Source organism: Halobacteriovorax sp. CON-3 (assembly GCF_043196995.1).
Lineage (GTDB): Bacteria > Bdellovibrionota > Bacteriovoracia > Bacteriovoracales > Bacteriovoracaceae > Halobacteriovorax_A.
This window is the reverse complement of sequence record NZ_JBEBNA010000001.1, coordinates 1720850-1741743: the sequence shown is the minus strand read 5'-3', so window position 1 is coordinate 1741743 and position 20894 is coordinate 1720850. Positions and strand designations below refer to the sequence as shown.

Annotated in this window: 21 protein-coding genes and 1 other RNA gene; 18 read left to right on the top strand and 4 right to left on the bottom strand. The window is 36.0% G+C overall.

What is annotated here, in order from left to right:
- Positions 1-2: 2 nt before the first annotated feature.
- Both ABMA72_RS08195 and rnpB read right to left on the bottom strand, forming a co-directional pair.
- Positions 3-2021: a S9 family peptidase gene (locus ABMA72_RS08195; RefSeq protein ID WP_392857839.1), complete on the bottom strand. Its 2019-nt coding sequence runs from the start codon at positions 2019-2021 to the stop codon at positions 3-5.
- A gap of 59 nt (positions 2022-2080) precedes the next feature.
- Positions 2081-2443, bottom strand: an RNA gene (rnpB, locus tag ABMA72_RS08190) — RNase P RNA component class A.
- A 134-nt stretch (positions 2444-2577) separates the two neighbouring features.
- On the opposite strand from rnpB, the gene ABMA72_RS08185 reads away from it, so the two are divergent.
- Entirely contained in the window at positions 2578-3966 is a 1389-nt protein-coding gene (locus ABMA72_RS08185) for a TolC family protein (protein ID WP_392857838.1), read from the top strand.
- A gap of 4 nt (positions 3967-3970) precedes the next feature.
- Here the strand turns inward: ABMA72_RS08185 and ABMA72_RS08180 are convergent, their stop codons facing one another.
- Positions 3971-4684: a zinc ribbon domain-containing protein gene (locus tag ABMA72_RS08180; protein ID WP_393056780.1), complete on the bottom strand. Its 714-nt coding sequence runs from the start codon at positions 4682-4684 to the stop codon at positions 3971-3973.
- Between the two features lie 83 nt (positions 4685-4767).
- Here ABMA72_RS08180 and aroC point away from each other — a divergent pair, with 83 nt between their 5' ends.
- From aroC to ABMA72_RS08165, 3 genes are all read left to right on the top strand, one after another.
- Positions 4768-5760, top strand: a complete 993-nt coding sequence (gene aroC / locus ABMA72_RS08175) for a chorismate synthase (RefSeq protein ID WP_392857835.1) — start codon at positions 4768-4770, stop codon at positions 5758-5760.
- 1 nt (position 5761) lies between these two features.
- A complete protein-coding gene (locus ABMA72_RS08170) occupies positions 5762-7948 on the top strand; it encodes a hypothetical protein (protein ID WP_393056778.1) in 2187 nt (728 codons plus the stop codon).
- A 127-nt stretch (positions 7949-8075) separates the two neighbouring features.
- Positions 8076-8840, top strand: a complete 765-nt coding sequence (locus ABMA72_RS08165) for a hypothetical protein (protein ID WP_393056776.1) — start codon at positions 8076-8078, stop codon at positions 8838-8840.
- Here ABMA72_RS08165 and ABMA72_RS08160 read toward each other — a convergent pair.
- Positions 8791-9165: a hypothetical protein gene (locus ABMA72_RS08160; RefSeq protein ID WP_392857829.1), complete on the bottom strand. Its 375-nt coding sequence runs from the start codon at positions 9163-9165 to the stop codon at positions 8791-8793. The two genes, ABMA72_RS08165 and ABMA72_RS08160, sit on opposite strands and share 50 nt — an antisense overlap.
- Before the next feature lie 57 nt (positions 9166-9222).
- On the opposite strand from ABMA72_RS08160, the gene ABMA72_RS08155 reads away from it, so the two are divergent.
- The 14 genes from ABMA72_RS08155 to ABMA72_RS08090 all read left to right on the top strand — a co-directional run bounded on the left by ABMA72_RS08155 (position 9223) and on the right by ABMA72_RS08090 (position 20894).
- Entirely contained in the window at positions 9223-9747 is a 525-nt protein-coding gene (locus tag ABMA72_RS08155; protein ID WP_392857827.1) for a hypothetical protein, read from the top strand.
- A 13-nt stretch (positions 9748-9760) separates the two neighbouring features.
- On the top strand, positions 9761-10765 hold the full coding sequence (locus tag ABMA72_RS08150) for a radical SAM protein (protein ID WP_392857826.1): 1005 nt from the start codon (positions 9761-9763) through the stop codon (positions 10763-10765).
- On the top strand, positions 10755-10970 hold the full coding sequence (locus tag ABMA72_RS08145; protein ID WP_392857824.1) for a hypothetical protein: 216 nt from the start codon (positions 10755-10757) through the stop codon (positions 10968-10970). Before ABMA72_RS08150 ends, ABMA72_RS08145 begins: the two co-directional genes overlap by 11 nt.
- A complete protein-coding gene (locus tag ABMA72_RS08140; protein ID WP_392857822.1) occupies positions 10970-12193 on the top strand; it encodes a radical SAM protein in 1224 nt (407 codons plus the stop codon). Before ABMA72_RS08145 ends, ABMA72_RS08140 begins: the two co-directional genes overlap by 1 nt.
- Positions 12183-12734: a hypothetical protein gene (locus tag ABMA72_RS08135; protein ID WP_392857819.1), complete on the top strand. Its 552-nt coding sequence runs from the start codon at positions 12183-12185 to the stop codon at positions 12732-12734. The genes ABMA72_RS08140 and ABMA72_RS08135 overlap by 11 nt, the downstream gene beginning before the upstream one ends.
- 19 nt (positions 12735-12753) lie before the next feature.
- Positions 12754-13362 (top strand): hypothetical protein, encoded by a 609-nt coding sequence (locus ABMA72_RS08130; RefSeq protein ID WP_393056774.1) that lies wholly within the window; start codon positions 12754-12756, stop codon positions 13360-13362.
- Between the two features lie 97 nt (positions 13363-13459).
- Positions 13460-14149: a hypothetical protein gene (locus tag ABMA72_RS08125; protein WP_393056772.1), complete on the top strand. Its 690-nt coding sequence runs from the start codon at positions 13460-13462 to the stop codon at positions 14147-14149.
- 1 nt (position 14150) lies between these two features.
- Positions 14151-15071 (top strand): hypothetical protein, encoded by a 921-nt coding sequence (locus tag ABMA72_RS08120; RefSeq protein ID WP_393056771.1) that lies wholly within the window; start codon positions 14151-14153, stop codon positions 15069-15071.
- Positions 15061-16092 carry a radical SAM protein gene (locus ABMA72_RS08115; RefSeq protein WP_393056769.1) on the top strand — a complete coding sequence of 344 codons (1032 nt, stop codon included), beginning with the start codon at positions 15061-15063 and terminating at the stop codon, positions 16090-16092. The genes ABMA72_RS08120 and ABMA72_RS08115 overlap by 11 nt, the downstream gene beginning before the upstream one ends.
- A gap of 7 nt (positions 16093-16099) precedes the next feature.
- Complete coding sequence (locus ABMA72_RS08110; protein ID WP_393056768.1) at positions 16100-17041, top strand: radical SAM protein; 942 nt, start codon at positions 16100-16102, stop codon at positions 17039-17041.
- On the top strand, positions 17041-17979 hold the full coding sequence (locus ABMA72_RS08105; RefSeq protein ID WP_393056766.1) for a radical SAM protein: 939 nt from the start codon (positions 17041-17043) through the stop codon (positions 17977-17979). Before ABMA72_RS08110 ends, ABMA72_RS08105 begins: the two co-directional genes overlap by 1 nt.
- A complete protein-coding gene (locus ABMA72_RS08100) occupies positions 17969-18898 on the top strand; it encodes a radical SAM protein (protein ID WP_392857806.1) in 930 nt (309 codons plus the stop codon). Before ABMA72_RS08105 ends, ABMA72_RS08100 begins: the two co-directional genes overlap by 11 nt.
- Positions 18898-19803 carry a radical SAM protein gene (locus tag ABMA72_RS08095; protein ID WP_393056765.1) on the top strand — a complete coding sequence of 302 codons (906 nt, stop codon included), beginning with the start codon at positions 18898-18900 and terminating at the stop codon, positions 19801-19803. Before ABMA72_RS08100 ends, ABMA72_RS08095 begins: the two co-directional genes overlap by 1 nt.
- Positions 19800-20894, top strand: coding sequence for a hypothetical protein (locus ABMA72_RS08090; RefSeq protein WP_393056763.1), 1095 nt, complete (start codon positions 19800-19802; stop codon positions 20892-20894). The genes ABMA72_RS08095 and ABMA72_RS08090 overlap by 4 nt, the downstream gene beginning before the upstream one ends.

The window sequence follows — 20894 nt, the reverse complement described above, 5'->3', positions numbered from 1 at the left end:
TTTTATTCTAATTCTTTAATAAAGAAAGTGTAGATATCGGCAACTTCTTTGAATGTTTCAAAGCGTCCTGAAGCACCAGCGTGTCCGGCATCCATATTTGTCCATAGAAGTTTAACTCGAGAGTCTGTTGCATTATCGCGAAGTTTATAAGTCCACTTCATTGGTTCCCAATAAGTAACACGAGGATCGTTTAAACCTGCAATGGCAAGAACTGCTGGATAATCTCTCTTTTGTACATTTGAATACGGACAATATGATTTGATATAATCAAAGTATTCCTTATCATTTGGATTTCCCCACTCTTCATACTCAAGCTGAGTTAGGGGAAGACTATCATCAAGCATTGTGTTTAGAACGTCGACAAACGGAACATCTGCGCAAGCGGCACCAATCAGATTTTCAGTGTCTAGATTGATTGTTGCTCCAACAAGCATACCACCGGCACTTCCGCCCATGATCCCGATTTTACCTTTGGCAGTATAACCTTCATTGATTAGGTACTTGGCACAGGCGTAGAAATCTTTGAAAGTATTTTGTTTCTTTAAAAATTTTCCATTCTCATACCATGAGCGTCCCATTGTAGAACTTCCACGAATATGTCCGATAGCATAAACAAAGCCACGATCAAGAAGTGAGATATTATTTCGATTAAACCATGGATGAATTGAAATCGAATAAGAACCATAACCATAAAGAAGACACTTGTTAGGATCTCCGATCTTTGTTGTCTTTGCTCTAATGATTGTCATTGGAACCATAACACCATCATGTGATGGAATAAATTTTCTTTCAACGACATACTTATGCTGATCAAAGCCTGGAACTTCAACTTGATGGATACGTGTTGATTCTCCTGTTTCTACATTATAGTCATATGTTGTACTCGGAGTTGTTGGAGAGCTATAGTTATAACGATAAACTTTAGTATCAAAGTTTGCGTTATTACCACCACCTACATGATAGGCATCTTCAGGAAAAGTAATTTCTTTTCTTTCATCGCTTTTGATTACAAGAAAGTGATTAAGTCCTTTTTCACGGAAGCTTACAACTTTAAAGTCTTTAAAAACATTCAAGTTTGTAAGGTATCTTTCACTGCTACCTTCTACCTCAACCGTTGCTGAAGCATAATCTGGCCTTGCAATCGGTGTTCTTAAGATAGAGAAGTTCTCGCTAAACTTATTTGTTAGAACTAAGAAGTCATTACCATCTGTTTCTACCGTATACTCAATTTTATCTTCTTTAGGGAAGATTTCAATTGGATTTAAATCGCTAGCATCAGCTTTAAGGTATGAAATTGAATTATTTGCAGAACCACCAGCATTGATAAGCAAGTACCTGTGATCCATTGTTTCTTCGATTGTTAGAAAATACTCGCCAGACTCTTCTGTATAAATAACTTTATCAAAAGAATTTGTCATATCTGTGACGTGAACTTTAAATGGACGCATATTTTCATCCATTTCAATATAGGCATAGTGTTTTGAATCATTAAACCAAACAGGGCCGCCATTGATTTTCTTAGGGCCTTCAAGAATGATCTCATTTGTTGATAAGTCTTTAATATAAAGATCGTAAAGCTCATCGCCATTGTCATCAATTGTATAGATTAGATAACGATGACAAGGTGAGATTTCAAATGTTCCAACATCAAGAAAGTCTCGTCCTTTTGCTAATTCATTTTCATCGAGACAGACTTGTCTCTCATCTGTGCCAATGTGACGACGAAAATGAATAGGGTAATCTTTCCCTTCTTCATATCTTTCAAAGTACTCATACTCATCATGTGGGTATGGGCATGTTTCATATGTTTGAAGTTCACGAGATTTTAATTCTTCAAAAATTGTATTCTTAAGTTCTTCAGAGTCACTAAGATAGTTTTTGAAGAGTTCATTTTCTTCATTAAGAAATTTCATAACATCACTATCTTCTTCGCGATTTCTCATCCAGAAATAGTCGTCAGTTAAAATCTGATCGTGAATCTTTGTTTCGTGTGGGATTTTTTTGGGTTGAGGGTATTTCATCTTGTCCTCCGTGTTTGAAATGTAAGGAAGGGAGTGAATTGCGTTAGCAATACACTCCCATAAAGAGTTAAGGTATAAGCCGGGTCCTGTATTGGACTATCATTCGTCTAGGCCAGCAGTTACCCACTGGCTCGAGCGCTTAACCCGTCAACAAGGGCTGGCTACCCCATGAGTCGACCTATTCAAGCTTGCACCGCCTAGAGTTTACCTGTTTTCACTACAGCAGGTGAGACGAATCTCTCACTGATTGGCCGGCCAAAGCTACCCCAATCGAGTTCAAACCCCTGTACTTCCTTTCTGTTGCACTTGTCCTAGTCTCACGACCGACGGGCGTTACCCGCTAAGCTGCCATATGGTGCCCGGACTTTCCTCCCGTCTATTACACCGAAGCATAATAAACCAGCGATAGTCTCCTTAACTCTTTGCGAATTTATGCCCTATGTCACATTGAATGTCAAAGGTTTACACACTAACTAGTCATGCTTTATTTGAGTATGGTAAAACTTTTTTTAATTATATTCGTATAAGTTTTAAAGCCATTCGCCATGGAGAATTGATGAAATATATTTTATTGGCTCTTGTGTCATTTTCAGCAAGTGCAAATCTTAAGAATTATGTTCGTGAATATTTAAAAGATTCAACAGAAGTAAAAGAAGCGAGTTACAATTTTGAGCTTTCAAAACTTACTCTTGAACTTGAGTCTGGGGACAAAAGACCTTGGACGTTAGGTGTTCTTGCTCAACATGATGATGTTGGCCTTATTTCAAATCCAAATAATCCAAACTTAGTAAATACATACAAGGCATTCAACTCAGGTGTTGAATTATCTAAAGAAAATGTTTGGGGTGGAAAGTTTTCGATCACAGGATCTTATATTGATTTTAGTGGTGGAACTGAGTACGAAGGTTATAACCAAGAGGTCTCATACACTCAGGACCTAGGAAAGAACTTCTTTGGTCGTAATGACGATGCTGACATCAAAATTGCAGAAAAGAATGTCTACTCATCTAAGTATGCTTTTGATGCTGAAGTTTCTCAAAATGTCCTCGAATTTATCGAAACATATTATAACTACAAAAAAACAAAGACACTTATTCAGCTTAAAGATGAAGCGATGAAGCGTGCTGAAAAAAGACTTAAATTTGTTCAAAAGCAAGTTAGAGATGGCCTAAAGGAAAGAGTTGATCTCTACTCTGCTCAAGCGTCTGTTAATTCTGTAGGTGAGGAGCATGCAGAATTAGAGTCTCAGCTTGAAACTTATAAGAAATCACTAGAGAGTAAGTTAGAAAGATCCCACTCATTTAATGATATTGATTTATATAAAATTGAAAAAATTAAAATGGAAACAATCACAGATGGTGAAATCGATTCCAATCTTACTATTCAAGCATTAAATAAGAAGCTTGAATCATTAAATACAGCAATCGAGAAATATGACAATTCTGTATTCCCAACTATTGAATTAAGTGGTGCATATAAGACCAATAGTTATACAGTTGCGGGAAGCGGGAATGTTTTTAGTGATGGTACATTTGGATCTGATAATGATGCGACTGAAGTCGGTCTACAAATTGTTATCCCTCTTGGTATGACAGTTGAGAAGAATAACTTAAAAGAAGCAAAAATTAATAAGCTTAATACTGAGTATCAGCATCGTCTTGCCAAGATTAGAACTAAGAATCAATTAGATGCACTTAAGAATACAATTCGTCTAATTGATAAGACGATCGATCTTGTTCTTAAAAGACATAAGTTAGCAACTCTTTCAGTTGCAGAATATAACAAGCTATACTCTCGTGGTCGTGCAGACTTTGATAATGTAATTTCAGCAGAAGAAAGGCTTATTAGTACTGAAAATAAATTCGTTGAATATATCAGCCGACGCCAAAAACTATACTTCAGCTTACTTGATATCTACGGAAAGCTTGGTAACCACTTTCAATAAAAATTTAAAGTTTTCGTAGGGTGCTTGGGAGAATTAATCTTCCACACCCTCGGCATAGAATTAAATCCTTCCCATTATTAAACTCAGCACATTCACCAGCAGAATATGTTAGACGACAGCTGCCACAGCTATTCCCTTGGAGAAATGTAGCTGCAGTGTGATGGTTTTTGACTTTAGCCTTTAAATATAGTGCTTTTACATGTGCACCCACTTCATCGAGCAGGCCATCAATTTGAGTATTGAGATTATCGATTTTAGTATCATTATTTGATTTAATTTGTGCTACCTCTTCATTGATTTCAGAGATTGTCTCATTGATTCCCTTCACAAATTCTTGCGCTTCAGAAACTGTCGCTTCAATTTCCTCTACCTTTTCAAGTAGCTCTAATATCGTATCTTGTTTTAGATTTGAATCTTCTTCTAATAAATTGATCGTTTTTTGTATGGCCTCTTCTTGTTGGCCACTCGTTACAGAATTCAAATTTTGTCTCGCTTGTTCGAGCTTCTTATCTGTATCAAAGAGTTCCTTCTCAAGAGAATTTAAACTCGCTTTAGTTTCAGTGAGTTGTAGATTAAGTTGATCGATTGACTCAGTCTTGTTGCTTAATTGTTTGTTTAAAAAATCGATTCGCTTCAACTCTTCGTCTGTTGCGTTCTCTAGGCCGTCGATGACCTTTTCTAAATCCATGACATCTTTTAGATATTTTAAGTTTTCCATTTGTAATTAATAACATATTTACCTAGCAGTCGCGATTGGAATATTTGTTTATTTAAGGTGATAATAGGGAGATAGGAGTTATAATGCGCGGAAGTATATTCGGAAAAATGTTTTCAATGACTACCTTTGGTGAGTCACATGGCCCTGCCTTGGGTGTTGTTTTAGATGGTGTCCCTAGTGGACTTGATTTTAATTTAGAAGATCTACAGGCAATGTTAGATAAGAGGGCCCCTGGGCGTTCTAAGGGTGTAACAGCAAGAAAAGAGCCTGATCAAGCCGAAGTCCTTTCTGGAGTTTTTGAAGGGAAAACATTGGGAACTCCAATCGCAGTTATTATTCGTAATACTAATCAAAGAAGTAAAGACTACGATAAATTAAAGGATAATTATCGTCCTGGACACGCTGATCGAACTTATGATCTAAAGTACGGTATTCGAGATCATCGTGGTGGTGGACGCAGTAGTGGAAGAGAAACGGTTTCGCGTGTTGTGGCCGGCTACTTCGCGAGTTTGGTTCTTCCTAAAGTAAAAGTTAATACTTTTATTTCTAAGCTTGGGCCGTTTGAATGTGAAAATATAATTAAGAGTTTTCCACAAAATCTTGGAACATATAACTTTGGTGATCCAACTAAAGATGATGAAATTGAAAAGTATCTTATCGATCTTAAGGCCAAAGGTGATTCGATTGGTGGTCGCATTTCTGTCAATATCGAAAATTGTCCAGTTGGGTTAGGAGAGCCTGCCTTTGATAAATTAAAGGCCGATCTTGCAAAGGCCGTTCTATCAATTGGAGCATGTGTTGCTTTTTCTTTTGGTGCAGGATCAAAGATGGCCGATATGAGTGGGCAAGAGGTAAGTGCAGATAGTGCTAATTTTGGTGGAATTGAAGGTGGAATTAGTAATGGCGAGACAATTAATCTTGATCTAACTTTCAAACCAACTTCAACAGTTGGAGCAAACGCAAAAGAAGGCCGTCATGACCCATGTATCCTACCAAGGGCCGTTGTTGTCGTAGAGTCAATGGTTAGGGTAGTATTGGCGGATCACTTTCTAAGACAGAAAGCATACGAGGTATAATTTGTCTGAAATTAAGCTATTTGAAGAAATTAATGACGTAAACAAAATATTAAACGAGATCGACTCCGATCGAATCCTCGTTATTTTAGACTCTAATATCAACAGTCTCTATCTCGATCTTATCGATGTAAGGGAAGGTCTTGAGATCTATATCGCCCCAGCTGGTGAAGATTGTAAAAATATCTCTGAAGTTGAAAGAGCATGTGAATTCTTTATAGAAAAAGGAGTACACCGTGGAGCACATCTGGTCGCTATCGGTGGAGGAGCATGTTCAGACTTTGCAGGTCTTGTGGCCTCGCTCCTACTCAGAGGAATTAAGTGGAGTGTTATTCCAACAACACTTCTTTCAATGATCGATGCAAGTATTGGTGGTAAGGTTGCTGTTAATTCAAAATTCGGTAAGAACTTAATTGGAGCATTCCACCTTCCAGAAAAAATTTATATTTGTGCAAAGTTTTTAGAAACGCTAGCAGAAGAAGACTTTATCTCTGGTCTAGGTGAGTTGGCGAAGTATTACTTCCTTGATGAGCAGGTATTCAATTTAATAAATAACGAAGCAAGCTTTGATGAAATCACTCTTCGTTGTGCTAAGTATAAGCAAGAAGTTGTTGAGCAAGACTTTAAAGAAGGTGGCATTCGAAAGGTACTTAACCTTGGTCATACTCTTGGTCACGCAATTGAAAAAGTATACGAGCTTCCACACGGTGTTGCAGTCTACTGGGGACTCAAATTAATCTTTAATATTTTTCATCGAGATGAAGAAAGTGAATTCTTAAATCAATTCTCAGGTATCTTTGGCCTAGACGCTCTAATGTGTCCTTGGGAAGATTCTCTACCTGTTGAAGAGATGATGGATTATATTGCAAAAGATAAGAAGATCATTAGTCGTAATGCAATCGAAGTGATTCTGCCAAATGGAATTGGAGCACCGACGATTCAGACAGTTTCGCTTGATGATATTAGACAGCACTTACTTGATTACGCTAACGGTAAGGGAGCAACAAAGGACTTTATTAAGAAAATAAAAGTTCCTTCATCTAAGTCGTTTGCCAATCGTGCACTAATCCTCGCTGCAATCTACCCACAAGACGTGCAGCTTATGAATATGCCTGAATCAACTGATGTTGTTAATATGCTTAGTTGCCTTGACAGTATTGGTCTTACAATTGAAAAAGCCGATGATGGAATTATTATTCGTGGCTCATTCCCTGAATGTGAGATTGAAACAGATGATGTTATCGAACTTTATACAGGTGATGGTGGAACGACAAATCGATTTATCATTCCGCTACTTGCTCTAGGTAAAAATAAGTATAATTTGATTCCTAGTGAAAAGATGTTCGAAAGACCAATGGATGAACTCGCTAATGTACTTGATGACCTTGATGCTGTTGTAACAAGAGATGAAAATACATGGTTTCAAGTTCAAGGACCAGTGAGTATCTCTAGAGGTGTGTACGAGGTTGATTGTAGCCGCTCAACACAATTTGCAACTGGTCTTGCAATGGCCCTGTCGCCACGTGATATTGATGTCGAGCCTGTTAATTTAACAACGAGTCGTCCATATTGGGATATGACATTAAACCTAATTGAACGTTTTAAAAATGGGGAACAAGTTTTTGAGGTTCCTGTTGACTTTAGTTCTCTTGGATATCCGCTGGCCTATGCTTGTTTGACGGGTCCTGTGTTAGTCGAGAATTGTAAGGGAATCGATCGTTTTCAAGCTGATAGTAAGTTCATTGGGCTGCTTGAAGAATTAGGTGGACAGTTTGACTTTACTGCCAACGGTTTACTATTCAATGGTATGGATAACTTAAACGGCTTTGAGATTGATTGTCGTGATTGTCCGGATCTAATTCCAACACTATGCTTTTTGGCTTCATATGCATCTGGTGCAACAATAATTAGAAGTGTTGAAGTCCTAATTCACAAAGAGTCTGATCGCTTGAATGCTGTTATGGACTTAATGAAGCTCTATGATATTGAACATCACTATCACGAGGAAGAAGACTATCTCGAAATTATCGGAAGAAAGCCTGATGGAAGATCGGTTGACATCGTTCCACCCCGAGATCACCGTATGGTAATGGTTTCTTACCTTTATCAATTAGTTAATGGTGGTGGGAATTTAGAGAATAGAGATTGTGTTGAAAAATCATTTCCTGACTTTTTTGAGGTTATCGCCTAGTGAAGAAGGTTGAAGTCATAATAGTTTCAGTATTTATTACGATTTCAATCTTCTGCGAAATCTTTGGTTATCGTGGAAATATATATCCATTCTTCAGTTGGCAACTTTTTAGCTATGAGAGAGTTAAGTGAGTCAGCAATTAATTATTAAAGTATTCTACTTACTAACTTTTTCGTTTATTAGTTATTTTCTCTATGACTTAACACCAGTTAGTTCAAATGAAAATTGGCTCAAATTTCTAATTCTTTGGTTCTATCCTTTTAAAACGATTTTGATTCCATCTCTTGTCTTAATACCGGTAACCATAGGTTGTATAAACGATTTTAAAACAAAGTATTTTAGAATTGCATATAGTCTTGTTCTCTTGGTCTTAATCGCATTAATGAATGGAGCAGACTTTGATCATGATCTATTTCTTTGGCTCTATGTATCCGTTGTTATTGCATTTATTCCAGATAAAAATATTTTGAATACTTCAAAGCTATTAATTACTCTTGCATATTTTATGTCTGGTTTTTGGAAGTTGTACTATGGAGTAATTGGGCTATTTTCTGATGGCCTTAATTCTTATCTAAACTTTTCTGGCCTAAAGAGTATTGTCATAAAAAGTAATCCAGCAGAGTGGGTTGTCGACATTCCTACAATTTGCTTTTTTATTGTTGGCCTATTTGTTCTCTTAATTGAGTTATCTGGTTTAGTTCTTTATTTTAAAAATAAGTACTATCTAAAGTACTGGGCTCAAGTGATGATTGTTTTTCATATGATGACTGTTGTCTTCATGAAAATTGAATTTGTCGGAAATGTTGTGCTTATTAGTTTGGTATTTGCTGATTTACTAAATACTAAGAAAGAACAATCCAGCCCATATCTTCGCAAATGTACTGAAGAGTGAAGTTACGAGATTCATCTAGGTTTACGTTCTTTTCAACGTCAAAAAGACCATTTTTTGAGGCAATTCGACGATTAGTAGGATCAATTACTGGAGACTGACTCCACTTTGATTTTTGAACTCGAAAATTGATAATCGAATCAATATCAGTAGGATTTTCTGGAAGTTTGTATGTCATCCCGCTTTTAAGCGTTACGCAAGTATTATCAGCACTTGAAATAAGAAAGTTATTGCCAGATTTTCTTTTCACTCTAAAAAAGCTGTGAGCAAACGCTTTATACGTAAATAAAGAGAATATGGTTGTGAAAATAAAATTTCTTCGTTTCATAAACTTATTATATACTATATCCATATATTTGAAGAAATAAAAAATGGAGGAATATCTATGTCAACTCTAAGAAGAGCATCAATAAACTCAAGTACTGGAGCGCACTCTGTAAATACAGGTGCTGATTTATATTTCTCAAATCAATTCAAGGCTTCTAAAGTATGGAATTCTGTCTGGAATGATATTGCAGACTTCCAGCTTCTAAATGATGAATTAAAGCCTGGAAAATGTTATTTCGACACAATCGAAGGTGCTAGAATCTGTAGTGAAAGATGCCAGAAAAGCGTCATTGGTATTGCTTCAGATACTTTTGGATTTGGTGTTGGACAAGGAAATGCAGGCCTTGAAGTGCCAATTGCAATTGGTGGTTGGGTACTTGCCTATGTCGACAAAGACTATGATCCGGGTACTCCTCTAACAAATGATGAGCACGGAAACTTGACTGAGATGACATTAGAAGAAAAACGTGACTACCCTGAAAGGCTTGTTGCTATTTATAAGAAGCCTGAGCTTAAGGATTCATTTGGCGATAAGAATCATCAAATTGTTGTCGATGGCCGTCACTGGGTGAAAGTAAAGTAATAAAAGGTCTATTATGATAGTCTTATCAATAGCTTTCTCGGAAGCTTGTAACCTAGATTGTAGTTATTGCAATGTTGATAAGCTTTCGAAGAAATCAATAAATACAGATCTATTTCTTGAATCATATAAAAAGGTTCGTGCACAGAAACCTGATGAGCTAATTCAAGTGGATTTCTATGGTGGAGAGCCTCTTCTTCACTGGGATAAGATTGTCTTTGTCACAAATGAATTAAAAGACGAAGAAAATGTTCAATTCTATATGCCGACAAATGGTTTACTGCTTGATCAGGAAAAGGTTAATTTTCTAAACGAAAATAATATTCGAGTCTCTTTGTCCTACGATGGCCTTTGGCAGGATATGAATCGCAAGCAGCACGATAGCCGTGGAACAAATTACTTATACGAAAAGAAACTTCCAATTATAAAACAACTTAATGACCTTACTTGCCACTCGATGATTTATGCTGGCAATAGCAATCTTCTTGAAAATCACCTCTATATTAAAAAGGTACTTAATCTGAATCCTGACCTTACTCTTATCAGAGATGTGGATGTCTGGAGTGAGGAAAGTGCAATTGCTGTTAATGAAGGCTTTAGTGAATTAGTAGACTGGTATATTGAAAATGTCGATGAAGTAGAGATGCCACAAATAATTCTCACTTACCTAAGACATATTCTACGTTACACAGCAAAAGATATAACAATTGATTATTGCGGAGCAGGAGATACGCATTTATCTTTTTCAGAAGATAAGCTAATTGCCTGTAATCGCTTTAAAGATGACGACCTTTATCTACAAATTCCAGAATATAAGAATATGGCCGCTTGTGAGAGCTGCAGTGTAAAAAAATTCTGTAGAAAAGGTTGTTTATATGAGAACATTAAGAACGAAGGACCTATTGAGAATATATGCATAATGTATCGCCATTTTTATAAGGAAGTACAACGCATGATTTCTGAAATAAGGTCAAATAAATATTTTACTAGAATCTTGAAAAGAGAAGTTTATGAATCTTAAAGCATTAAATCGAAGCATGTACTTAGCAGCTGAACATTTATTTGAAGCTGGAAAGCATATGTTGCCAATTGCTCCTGAGTATGGAGAAAAGCTTATGCTCGAAGCTGATGAAATATTATCAATGATTAAGCCAGAAGAAGAAAAAGTTTCGGATGAAAAGTTAGATGATATTTTAGATGAGATTCTCAACGTGGAGATAGATTAATGGTCGCCTATAATTTTGAAAATCCTGCGAAAGCGTCTCAAAAACGCGTCGCAAAGAAATACTTTACTCTAGAAATCACAACCTCAGCGTTATGTGATTTAAATTGTACTTACTGCTTCGAAGGAGAGAAGGTTGATAAGGCCCGTCTCGATAATGAGCTACCAGTTATCTTCAAAAGAATCGATAGTATTCTTGCAGATAAGAATTGGTTTCAAAGTAAGTATGATGGTTTGAATATTTCACTTTGGGGAGGAGAGCCTACTCTCAATCCAAACTTTATTATCGAGTTAATGAATAAGTATCGTGATCACGAAAATGTTGATTTCCACTTATACACTAACGCTTTCAATATTCATAATATGAGAAAAATTATTGAGAATGTTGATACAAGTAAGCTACATGTTCAGGTGTCATATGATGGCCGTGCTGTTAACGACAGTTATCGTTTAATGAAGAATAAAAAACCTTCAAGTAATCATGTCATTAACAATCTTTATGAACTTGCTGGTCTTGGGATCAATGTAAGTATGAAGGCGACTCTTCCTATTGATAGTATGGAAAGCCTTTATTCTTGTTGGGAAGATTATTACGATATTCAAAAACTTCTTTGGAAAGTTTCAAAAGATATTAATATTAGTTACTCACCAACGATTGATTATATTACAAAGTTTTCACTTGATGAGAAAAAGGATGCGATAAAGATCTTTAGAGCTGAATTTTTAAAAATCGCTAAGAGAGAAATTGAATTCTATAATGAAAATGGACGCTACCTTTGTTCATGGTTTGGTGGAGAAGATAACCGTAAACACTGTTCTGCTGGATATAATATGGCGGCAATTGATCAACGTGGAAATCTCTACGCTTGTCACGGGGCCATTTATTCGAAACATAAGGAAGAGTTGGCTTATAGTGATATCAATGATGATGCGTTCGTTGAAAAAATTAGTGCATATACTCAAAAATTTGAAGAACCACTTAAGAAAATTCACAAAGACTGCCAGGACTGTGTCGCTACAACTTGTATGATTTGTCCTGTAGCAAGTCATGAGAAAAGTGAAAAGACAGACTTCTTTGAGAAGTGGACAGATAATTGGGTTAACGAGCTTTGTGGTTTCTTTAAAACATTTGGTGAAATCGACAGGGCCGTTCAAAAACATATATTCTCTGCAAATGCGATGACTAGAGAAGAGTATATGGACAAGGAGGTAACAAATGGCGTGTAGTGGTGGACACTGCTCTTATCATAATACGGGACAAGCGACTTGTTCTGGACACCGTGGTGTTTGTTCTGCAAATAGAACCTATGGATTAAGCTCTGGTATTGTTAGTGGTGGTATTGTTTACGGTAGCCATGTTAGGGCTTTGAGAAATGTTATTGCCGCTGAATTAACACGTTACCGTAGTCACTCAATGTACAACCCTGCAAATCCAACGGACTCTTACGCTAGGGGTGCGACAATATCAAATGGTGTTGTCAGTAATATGACTGCTCGAATAAATCAGCTTTCTCCTGCAAATGATACTGCTTGGAGTGGCGCAAACCCTTCTCCTGCTGACAATAGGCCAAAGGGAGCTGATGATGGAACAGCTGGAGGTTCGTCAGGAGCTAGAAGCTGGAGTAAGCGAGGACAGTATTTAACAAGAACTCACTTACAAGAAGTTTTAAATTATTATAATACAATTAGAGCTGACTGTATTTGTAACTCTGACTGTAACTGTAATGCCGTTTGCTCTTGCCATAACAATTGTGGTTGTCACTATTAAATATTAAAAGGATTTAATTATGTTATTATATGATGTTGCTTCAGTTGAGGATCGTGGGTCACACTGGTATGTGACAAATGTTTTTCCTCATACACTAGATCCAATTGAAAGACAGGAAAAGCTTTTAAATCTTTCCGCTGTGTCTGCGTCAATTATTAAGCATGCCTTAACAGAAGGTATCGAAGTTAGAATTGTTAAACCAATTGAATATAACGAAGTCATGCCACACGAAATTAAGCTTATTAGTGGTGATTCAAGTGATTATAATTTTGCAAGAGAATCGGCCATTAAAAAGGCCCGTATGGTTGTTACGCAAGACCTTGCTTCGGTTAGTGGTTATACGTTCTATAGCTATATGTGTTTAAATAATGAACTTTGCGATAAGGGTTATTTCATTACGGCCGAAAATCGTGAGTCAAAATATTTAGAAATCTTAGAAACAGGTAATGAAGACCTTATTCAAAAACTAGAAGATTACCTGAATATGCGCGATCAGATCGAAAGAATCAGTGCTCTTAATAAGAAATTTGATCACTTTAGAAAAATCGTTAATGAAGAAGAGTGTACTGATAAGATCGACGAGCTTACGAATAAGTTCTTAGAGGATTATTATTCAACATTCTTCTAGAATTATTCTCTATTCACAAAAAGATCATCGTAAAGTAAATGGAACATTATTTTACTGCTTCGAGTATTTTCTCTTTTCGAGAGCTCGAAGCAGTGATGTGAAATTTGTCCTCTATAATTGCACCCAAGAAGAAAGAATCAATTGGATTAGTGTTTTCAAAGAAAGATATCATTTTCCGGATGAATATATTTCTGACTTTCTCGTTACTAATAGTGTTTATGAAATTTTTAAATTAAAGCCTAAACGCTGTATGATTCTTGATATTCATACGCTTAAACTTCTTGGAGAAACAATTCCATGTGACCTCGTCGTTTTCTCAAATGAAGGCCATGAAATGCGTCGCTACGGGATGAAAAAGGTCAAGTATTTTGGCTTCTACGAATATCAAAACTTTGATGAGCAGGAGCTTTTAAAATTCTCATTTGGAAATTATAAAGAGCTTAAGGCCGTGGATGACTATGTCTTCGTGAATACTCCATCACTCGACTATACAAATGTTGTAATTCCCGAGCACTACAAACAGAGAAAGCTTATTTATAAAATAGCAAATAAGCACCACGAAAACTTACACGAAAAGTTTGATACGATGCTGTATTATCAATCGGGAAAAGTTGATACTAATAATCGTCTAGTTCCCGAAAGTCTCTATTATAAGAAGAAGGTTGAAATCTTTAAGAGTGTTATTCAAGACTCCGTAAATATACGTTATAATGATATCTTATTAAACGGATTTGAAGCTTATCACTTAACGGATGAAGATAAGTTAATTCAAGAATTTTTGGATTAATATGATTCTAAGACTCGATAAAGAAAATTATGATCTCTGGCTTACTTATAGCTGGAGCGCTAATAATCATGGCCTATGTGGACACACATATGAGGTTATTGATTACTATCTGTTTCTAAAAGAGCATATGCGAGTTGGTATTCTTCTGTGCGAAGATATTGATTGGCCTACATTTCGTGACTCTGTTGTTGGAAAATATATTATTTCTGATGAAGAGTTGGTGCAACTTGAAAAAGATACTCTCTTTGTAAATCGTCCTAATTTAGTACATGCGAATAATATTCTTTTTACTGACGGTGGTGCGAAGTCATTAATGGGTAAACATATTTTGGCCAAAAAGATTTTTCACTTCGCTTGCGGTGATAAAGAACTGCAGGACATTGATAAAGATAATGTCTTTATTCTCCAAGATGCACGTATATATCGTGACTGTAAAAATGCAATTGACTATAAAAAACGAATTAATTTTGAACGTTTAAAGAAGCCGACAAAATCAACTCGTTGTAATCTGCTCTATGGCACAAAAAATTGTCGAAATATCCCTGACCAAATGTACCTAGACCTCCTCGATAAGTATGATGGGAAGTTTATGTGCCTAACGAATAAGGAAAATAGACCAGCTGGACGCTTAGATGGGCTCTCAGATCGCTTTGATTTCCCAGAGATGCCTGTTGCAGACCTTTTTGAAAAATTTGATAGATATATCTATACACCGGTTCCACGCAAATTTGACTGTAGTCCCCGTATGATCGCAGAATGCAAGTTTTTTGAAAAAGAGGTTGTGTATTATAATATAGACTACTGGGATGAAGATAAAGGCCTCTACTGGAGAAAGTGGGATATTGATAATGATTTTGATTCAATATTCTTAAAAGAGGGAGATCCCATACTAGAAATCTTGGGAGAACATATTGGATTATAATATTTTTAGCCACTCTGGTTTGAGGTTATTAAATGACAAATTCAATAAGAGAGCAAAGCTCGATACTGGAACATTCTGTAATTATGAATGTTACTTCTGCTATTATCTTGAAGACCTCGATAAGGTCACACCTCTGGAGACAATAAAGAATAGAGCAAAGAAAATCTATAATTGTGGAATGCGAGAAATTGATCTAAGTGGTGGCGAGAGTTCTGTTCATCGTGACTGGTTTGCAATTCTCGACTACTGCCGTGAAGTTGGTTTTACAAATATTTCTGCACTTACTAATGGTGCTAAATTTGCAAATCTAGAATTTTGCAAAAAGTCTCAAGAACACGGCCTTACTGAATTACTCTTTAGCCTTCATGGAGTTAATGAAGAAAATCATGACTCGATTGTTGGAAGAAAAGGTGCCTTTCGTAAAATGTTAAAGGCCATTTCTAATTGCCAAGAAATCGGTATTAAGGTTCGTATTAATTGTACGGTAACGGATAAGAATGCTGAACTGCTTGGCGAGTATGTTAAGTTGATTAATAAGATAAAACCTTATCAACTAAATTTTCTCCCACTTAATTATTGGGAGGATGCAGATCGACTTGAGTCTCAAAGCTATGAGCATTTAAGTAAGCATATAAAGCTTGCTATTGATAATCTTAATCAAGAAATTCAAATTAATGTTCGCTATATCCCTTTTTGTTTTATGCAAGGATATGAAAAATATGTTGTTGGGGTTTATCAGCATATTTACGATCGTAATGATTGGAATATCTATGCTTACGATGTTGAAAAAATTGAAGAAAAAGTTCTTGATACAAAAGAGTACTTTGAAGTTGCTGCTCAAAAGAGAAAGCATACTTACACCAAAGGTAAGGAGTGTTTTAACTGTAAGTACTTCTTCGTTTGTGATGGTGTAGAGAAGAAAATATCAAATGTTCAGGATGTCTACCCGGTTGAAGGGGAAAAGATTGATGATGTTCTATATTATCGTCGAGGTCACTATCCTGAGTGTGATTATAAGTAGGTAAGTTATGGAAAAATTACCAAATTCATTAGCTAAAGAAGATATTCTCGAAATTGAACTCGAGTTAACAGGAACGTGTAATCTCGATTGTCCTCTTTGCTCACGAAGTTATTCAAACGCCAAGCACTTGGTTAAGTATAACGAAAGACCTGCTAGTGAGATTATTGCTCAACTAGACGAGTATCCTAATATAAAAATGTGTTGTATGGCCGGTATGATTTCTGAGCCAACCCTTCATAAAGAATTTTTTACGATCATGGAATATCTGATAGGCCGTGAAATTGAAGTTGAACTTTACTCAAATGCTTCTCTCCATTCGACTGATTGGTGGCGAAAGCTAGGCACAATGATGAGTCCTCGAGATCATGTCTTCTTTACGATCTGTGGATCAACACAAGAGTTACATGAGAAGTATCGTGTTCGTTCTAACCTTCAACAAGTCTTAGATAATCACGCTGCATTCAAAGAAGGGTGTGAATATGATATCGATTATCTCCAACATATTAAATTTGAATATAATGCTAAAGACTTTGAAAGTGAGGCAATGAAGCAGATTCGATCTCGATTTAGTCGCGAGTATAATATTAATACTCTTCCATATAATGAAAGATTTGGTTTTATTAAAGATGAGGATAATGACATTGCCTTAACGGCAGATTTGGCCAAGAGTTATAATCTTATCTCTCGTCATGCCAAGAGACGTTATGAACGCAATAAGTCTGGTGAAATAAAATGTCAGATGCGTTGCAAGAGTCTTGAAGAGAAATTCGTTGCTATTGATCAGTGGGGAGAGATCTTTCCATGCTTTCTTTATCGAATCTATAATGTCGGTGAAAAGTTTAACCTCGACTACTCAAAGATAAATCAATTTAAGTATGACTTCTGCTATGAGTGCGAGGCCATGACCACTAAGATGCTTGATGATATTGGCCTTGAGAGGATGGGGTAATGGGTTGTAAGCAAACAACATTACATCGTAGTGAGATCTTAGAATTAGAGATGGATCTTACTGGCACGTGTAACCTGCGTTGTCCTTTGTGCACTAGAAATTATGCTCATGCTGGGCACCTCTTAAAACGTAATGTGCGAAGCTTCGAAGAAATCAAAAAACAGTTAGATAGCTTCACTAATCTTGAAGTTTTTTATATGGCAGGGAATATTTCTGAGCCAACTCTTCATCCTGAAGTTAAGGATATTTGTCGCTATCTAGTGGAACGTGGTGTTGCCATTGAGTTATTTACAAATGGTAGTACCCACAATCCAAAGTGGTGGGCAGAACTTGGTGAGATTTTATCTTCTAATGATCGTATCTACTTTACGATTTGCGGCTCAACTCAAGAGCTCCATGAGAAATACCGTGTTGGAAGTAAGCTTCAAGATATTTTAGATAACCATCAAGGGTTTATCTCGACGAATAAAGAAGGAATCGATCATATCCAACATATTATGTTCAAATATAATCGTGAAGACTATGAAAGCGAGGCAATGCAAAATATTATTGCACGTTTTAGTAAAACATTTAATGTCGATACAGAAGGCCAACGTACTTTTAATGAATATGTGAAGTCATTTGATAAGGAATTAATTCGTCCAGAAGATGAGAGAAAAAGGGCCATTGATGCACTTTTTAATATTAAGCCAACACCAGGTGAGAGCACAGATATTGAAATCAAATGTATGAGCCTTAGAGATCGAAAAATTTATATCGATCAGTTCGGCCAAATATCTCCTTGTTACGGTCATGCAGAGTATGAAGGACCAGGACACTTCTCTGGTGAAGTATTCGATTATGGTGAAGTACTTAGTTTTAAATTTAAAGATTGTTTTAAATGTGAAAGACGTATTCAAAAGTTAATTGATGTCATGGAGTTAGATTTTGTCTGCTAGTAATGATGCCCTTATTCGTAGTGAGAGAATAGAATTAGATCTCACTGGAACTTGTAATGCAAAGTGCCCTTTGTGTGCACGAAACTATAAGCATATAGAAGTTAAATATAATGAAAGACATTTAAATGAAATCACAGAACAACTAGATCAATTTCCTAATGCGAAATTTGTTCACCTAGTTGGAGCTTTTTCAGAGCCAACACTTTATCGATCTATTTTTGACCTCTGTCGCTATCTTCGCAAAAGAGATATCGCAATTGAAATTTGTACAAATGGCGATACTCATGACCCTGATTGGTGGGCCGAGCTAGGAACAATATTAGGACCTGATGATAGTGTTTATTTCACAGTATGTGGTTCCACACAAGAGCTTCATGAAATTTATCGTGTTAACACAAGTCTCGCTAATATTAGGGCCAATGCGAAAGCATTTCGTGAATCCAATCCTTATGGTATCGATTATATTCAGCATATTCTCTTTGATTATAATGCCGAGGATTTAGAAGATGGTAGTATGGATGAGCTTTTAAAAGAGTTCAGTAATATCAACCTAACGCAAACTCTCTATCGTCGTGATACTGAGGTTTATAAGAATCCCTTTAACTTAGATAAAATGTTAGTTACTCCAGAGCTTAAGAGAAAATATGACGTTATTATTAACTCTGCTAAAAAGAAGTGGGGTGAAAAGGTTAGTGGTAGTAAGGATTATGATATCGATTGTCGTTCTTACCATAATAAAAGTATTCATATCGATCAGCACGGTACTGTATTCCCATGCTATGTCTGGCTTGAAGAGAGTCGTTTAGAGAAGTGGGATTTGGATTATAAGAAGATTCAAAATTTCGACTACGAATGTTGTCAAATTTGTGAAAAGAACTGTAAGCGATTGATGGATATGTGGGAGCTTGAGATTCTATAATGCAATATAATAAATTTGTTGAATTTATAGAACTTAGTTTAAATAATAGCTGTCAATTACAGTGCCAGGGTTGTCCAAGCCTAAATCCAGATCACAATAATAAAAGAGAATTAGATTTCTCAAGAGTTCTTCCTATTATTAAAGAATTCAACCCAAAAGAAGTCTTTATCTGTGGTAATGATGGTGAACCATTGGAGCATAGTGATATTAATAATATTCTTGTCGCTTTAGGTGAAAATTTTTCTCAAGATATTCTGATTGCAACGAATGGGGAAAACTTAATGAACCTTGATGTGGAAAAATTAAAAAAATATAAGAATATGGTCTTTCAGGTGGCCATCGATGGACCAAGTCAAGAGGTTCATGAGCTAACTCGTGGTGGTAGTAGTCTCGATACTGTCTTTTCTAATATTGAAAAAGTAAGAGGGATTCTAAAAGTTGAGCCTATTTTCTCTCGTCATGAATTAAATGAAGAATTTGCAATTGCGACAGCGGAGCTCGTTAAAGAGAAGTTTGATTTAGAATTACTATTTCGTGACACAACTCTTGTCACAAGTAAAATCAAACCACCTAAGAATAGAAGTAGCAGGGGAAATATGGATTTCTTGTATAAGAAAGAATATTCCTTGCCAGTAACACCATGGTTTAAAAGAATATATATAAATTCTGATGGGAATTGCTACCCTTGTGTATCTTTTATTTATGCAAGAGTTTCTAGTAAACCAATTAGTATTTATTCATATGAAAGTACTTTTGAGTTCTTTACTAATTTTGTGAAGTTCTCAAGAGAATTTTGTCGATGTTATCAAGCTCTTGGAAATACAACTCAATGTAAGCTCAATTGTGATTTCTATATGAATGATTTTGAATATGATAATTTAGAAAGTATTAAGGATATATCGTGATTAAAAGTAATACCTCTTTTGGTAAACTCAATTCTATTATCGTTGGACGAGAGCTAGAGATTAGTAAGAGAATTGCTGACTTCACTTTTCAGCACTTTTATGGTGAGAATTTAACTCATGCTGTTTATGATCGACTCGAACATGGTGGCCAAGAGTACTATGTTAATCACGAACTGCTTTTAAAGCGTAATGAACAATTAGATAATTTAGCTGCGACATTTGAAAACCTTGGTGTCGAGGTTTTTCGCCCAGATCGACTTGGGCAAGTTGTCACAATCAAGACTCCTGATTACAAAACAGAGCTTTCAAGTGCAAGTAATGTTCGTGACGTTTCTCTCGTTTATCGAGATTATATTATTGAAACACCTACTTATGTTCGAAATCGCTTCTTTGAAAACACCCTGCTTTATAATGTTTATAATCAGCTATTTGATGGTGGCCGAGGTGGAAAATGGGTTAGATCTCCACACAATAAATTAGTAGAAGAAACAATGGACTTAAGTCCATGGAATTCAGAGCGTGACTATAAGAATTTTGATCGTTCAAAATATACGATGGCCATAGATGGTGCTCAATTTTTGAGGATCGGTAAAGATGTTATTGTAAACGTAAACTCATATAACCACTACCTTGGTCTTGAGTGGGTTAAGTCATTCTTTCCCGAAAGTGATTTTCATATTGTTAATGTTGCTGATAATCATATCGATGGTGTTTTAGTCTGTCTCAAGCCTGGAACCTTTCTTGTGAATCCTAAGTATCGTAATATAAAGGATTTTTTACCGCAAAAGTTTAAAAACTGGGATTGTTTATTTCCAGACGATTATAAAGCAGAACCTGTGATTGAATCAGGGAAAACTGATATCGATATTCAACTTGCAAGTACAAGAGGAATGGATATTAATATTGTTAGCGTTGATGAAAAAAATATTCTAGTTAGTGAAAGTGCGGCCAATGTTATTGAATTACTCGATAAGCATGGCTTTACTCCTCACCCTGTAAGATTAGAAAATTGTGAAATTTTTGGCGGAGGGATACACTGCTCAACGCTAGATACAAATAGAGATGATGAATATATCGATTATACAAAGTAG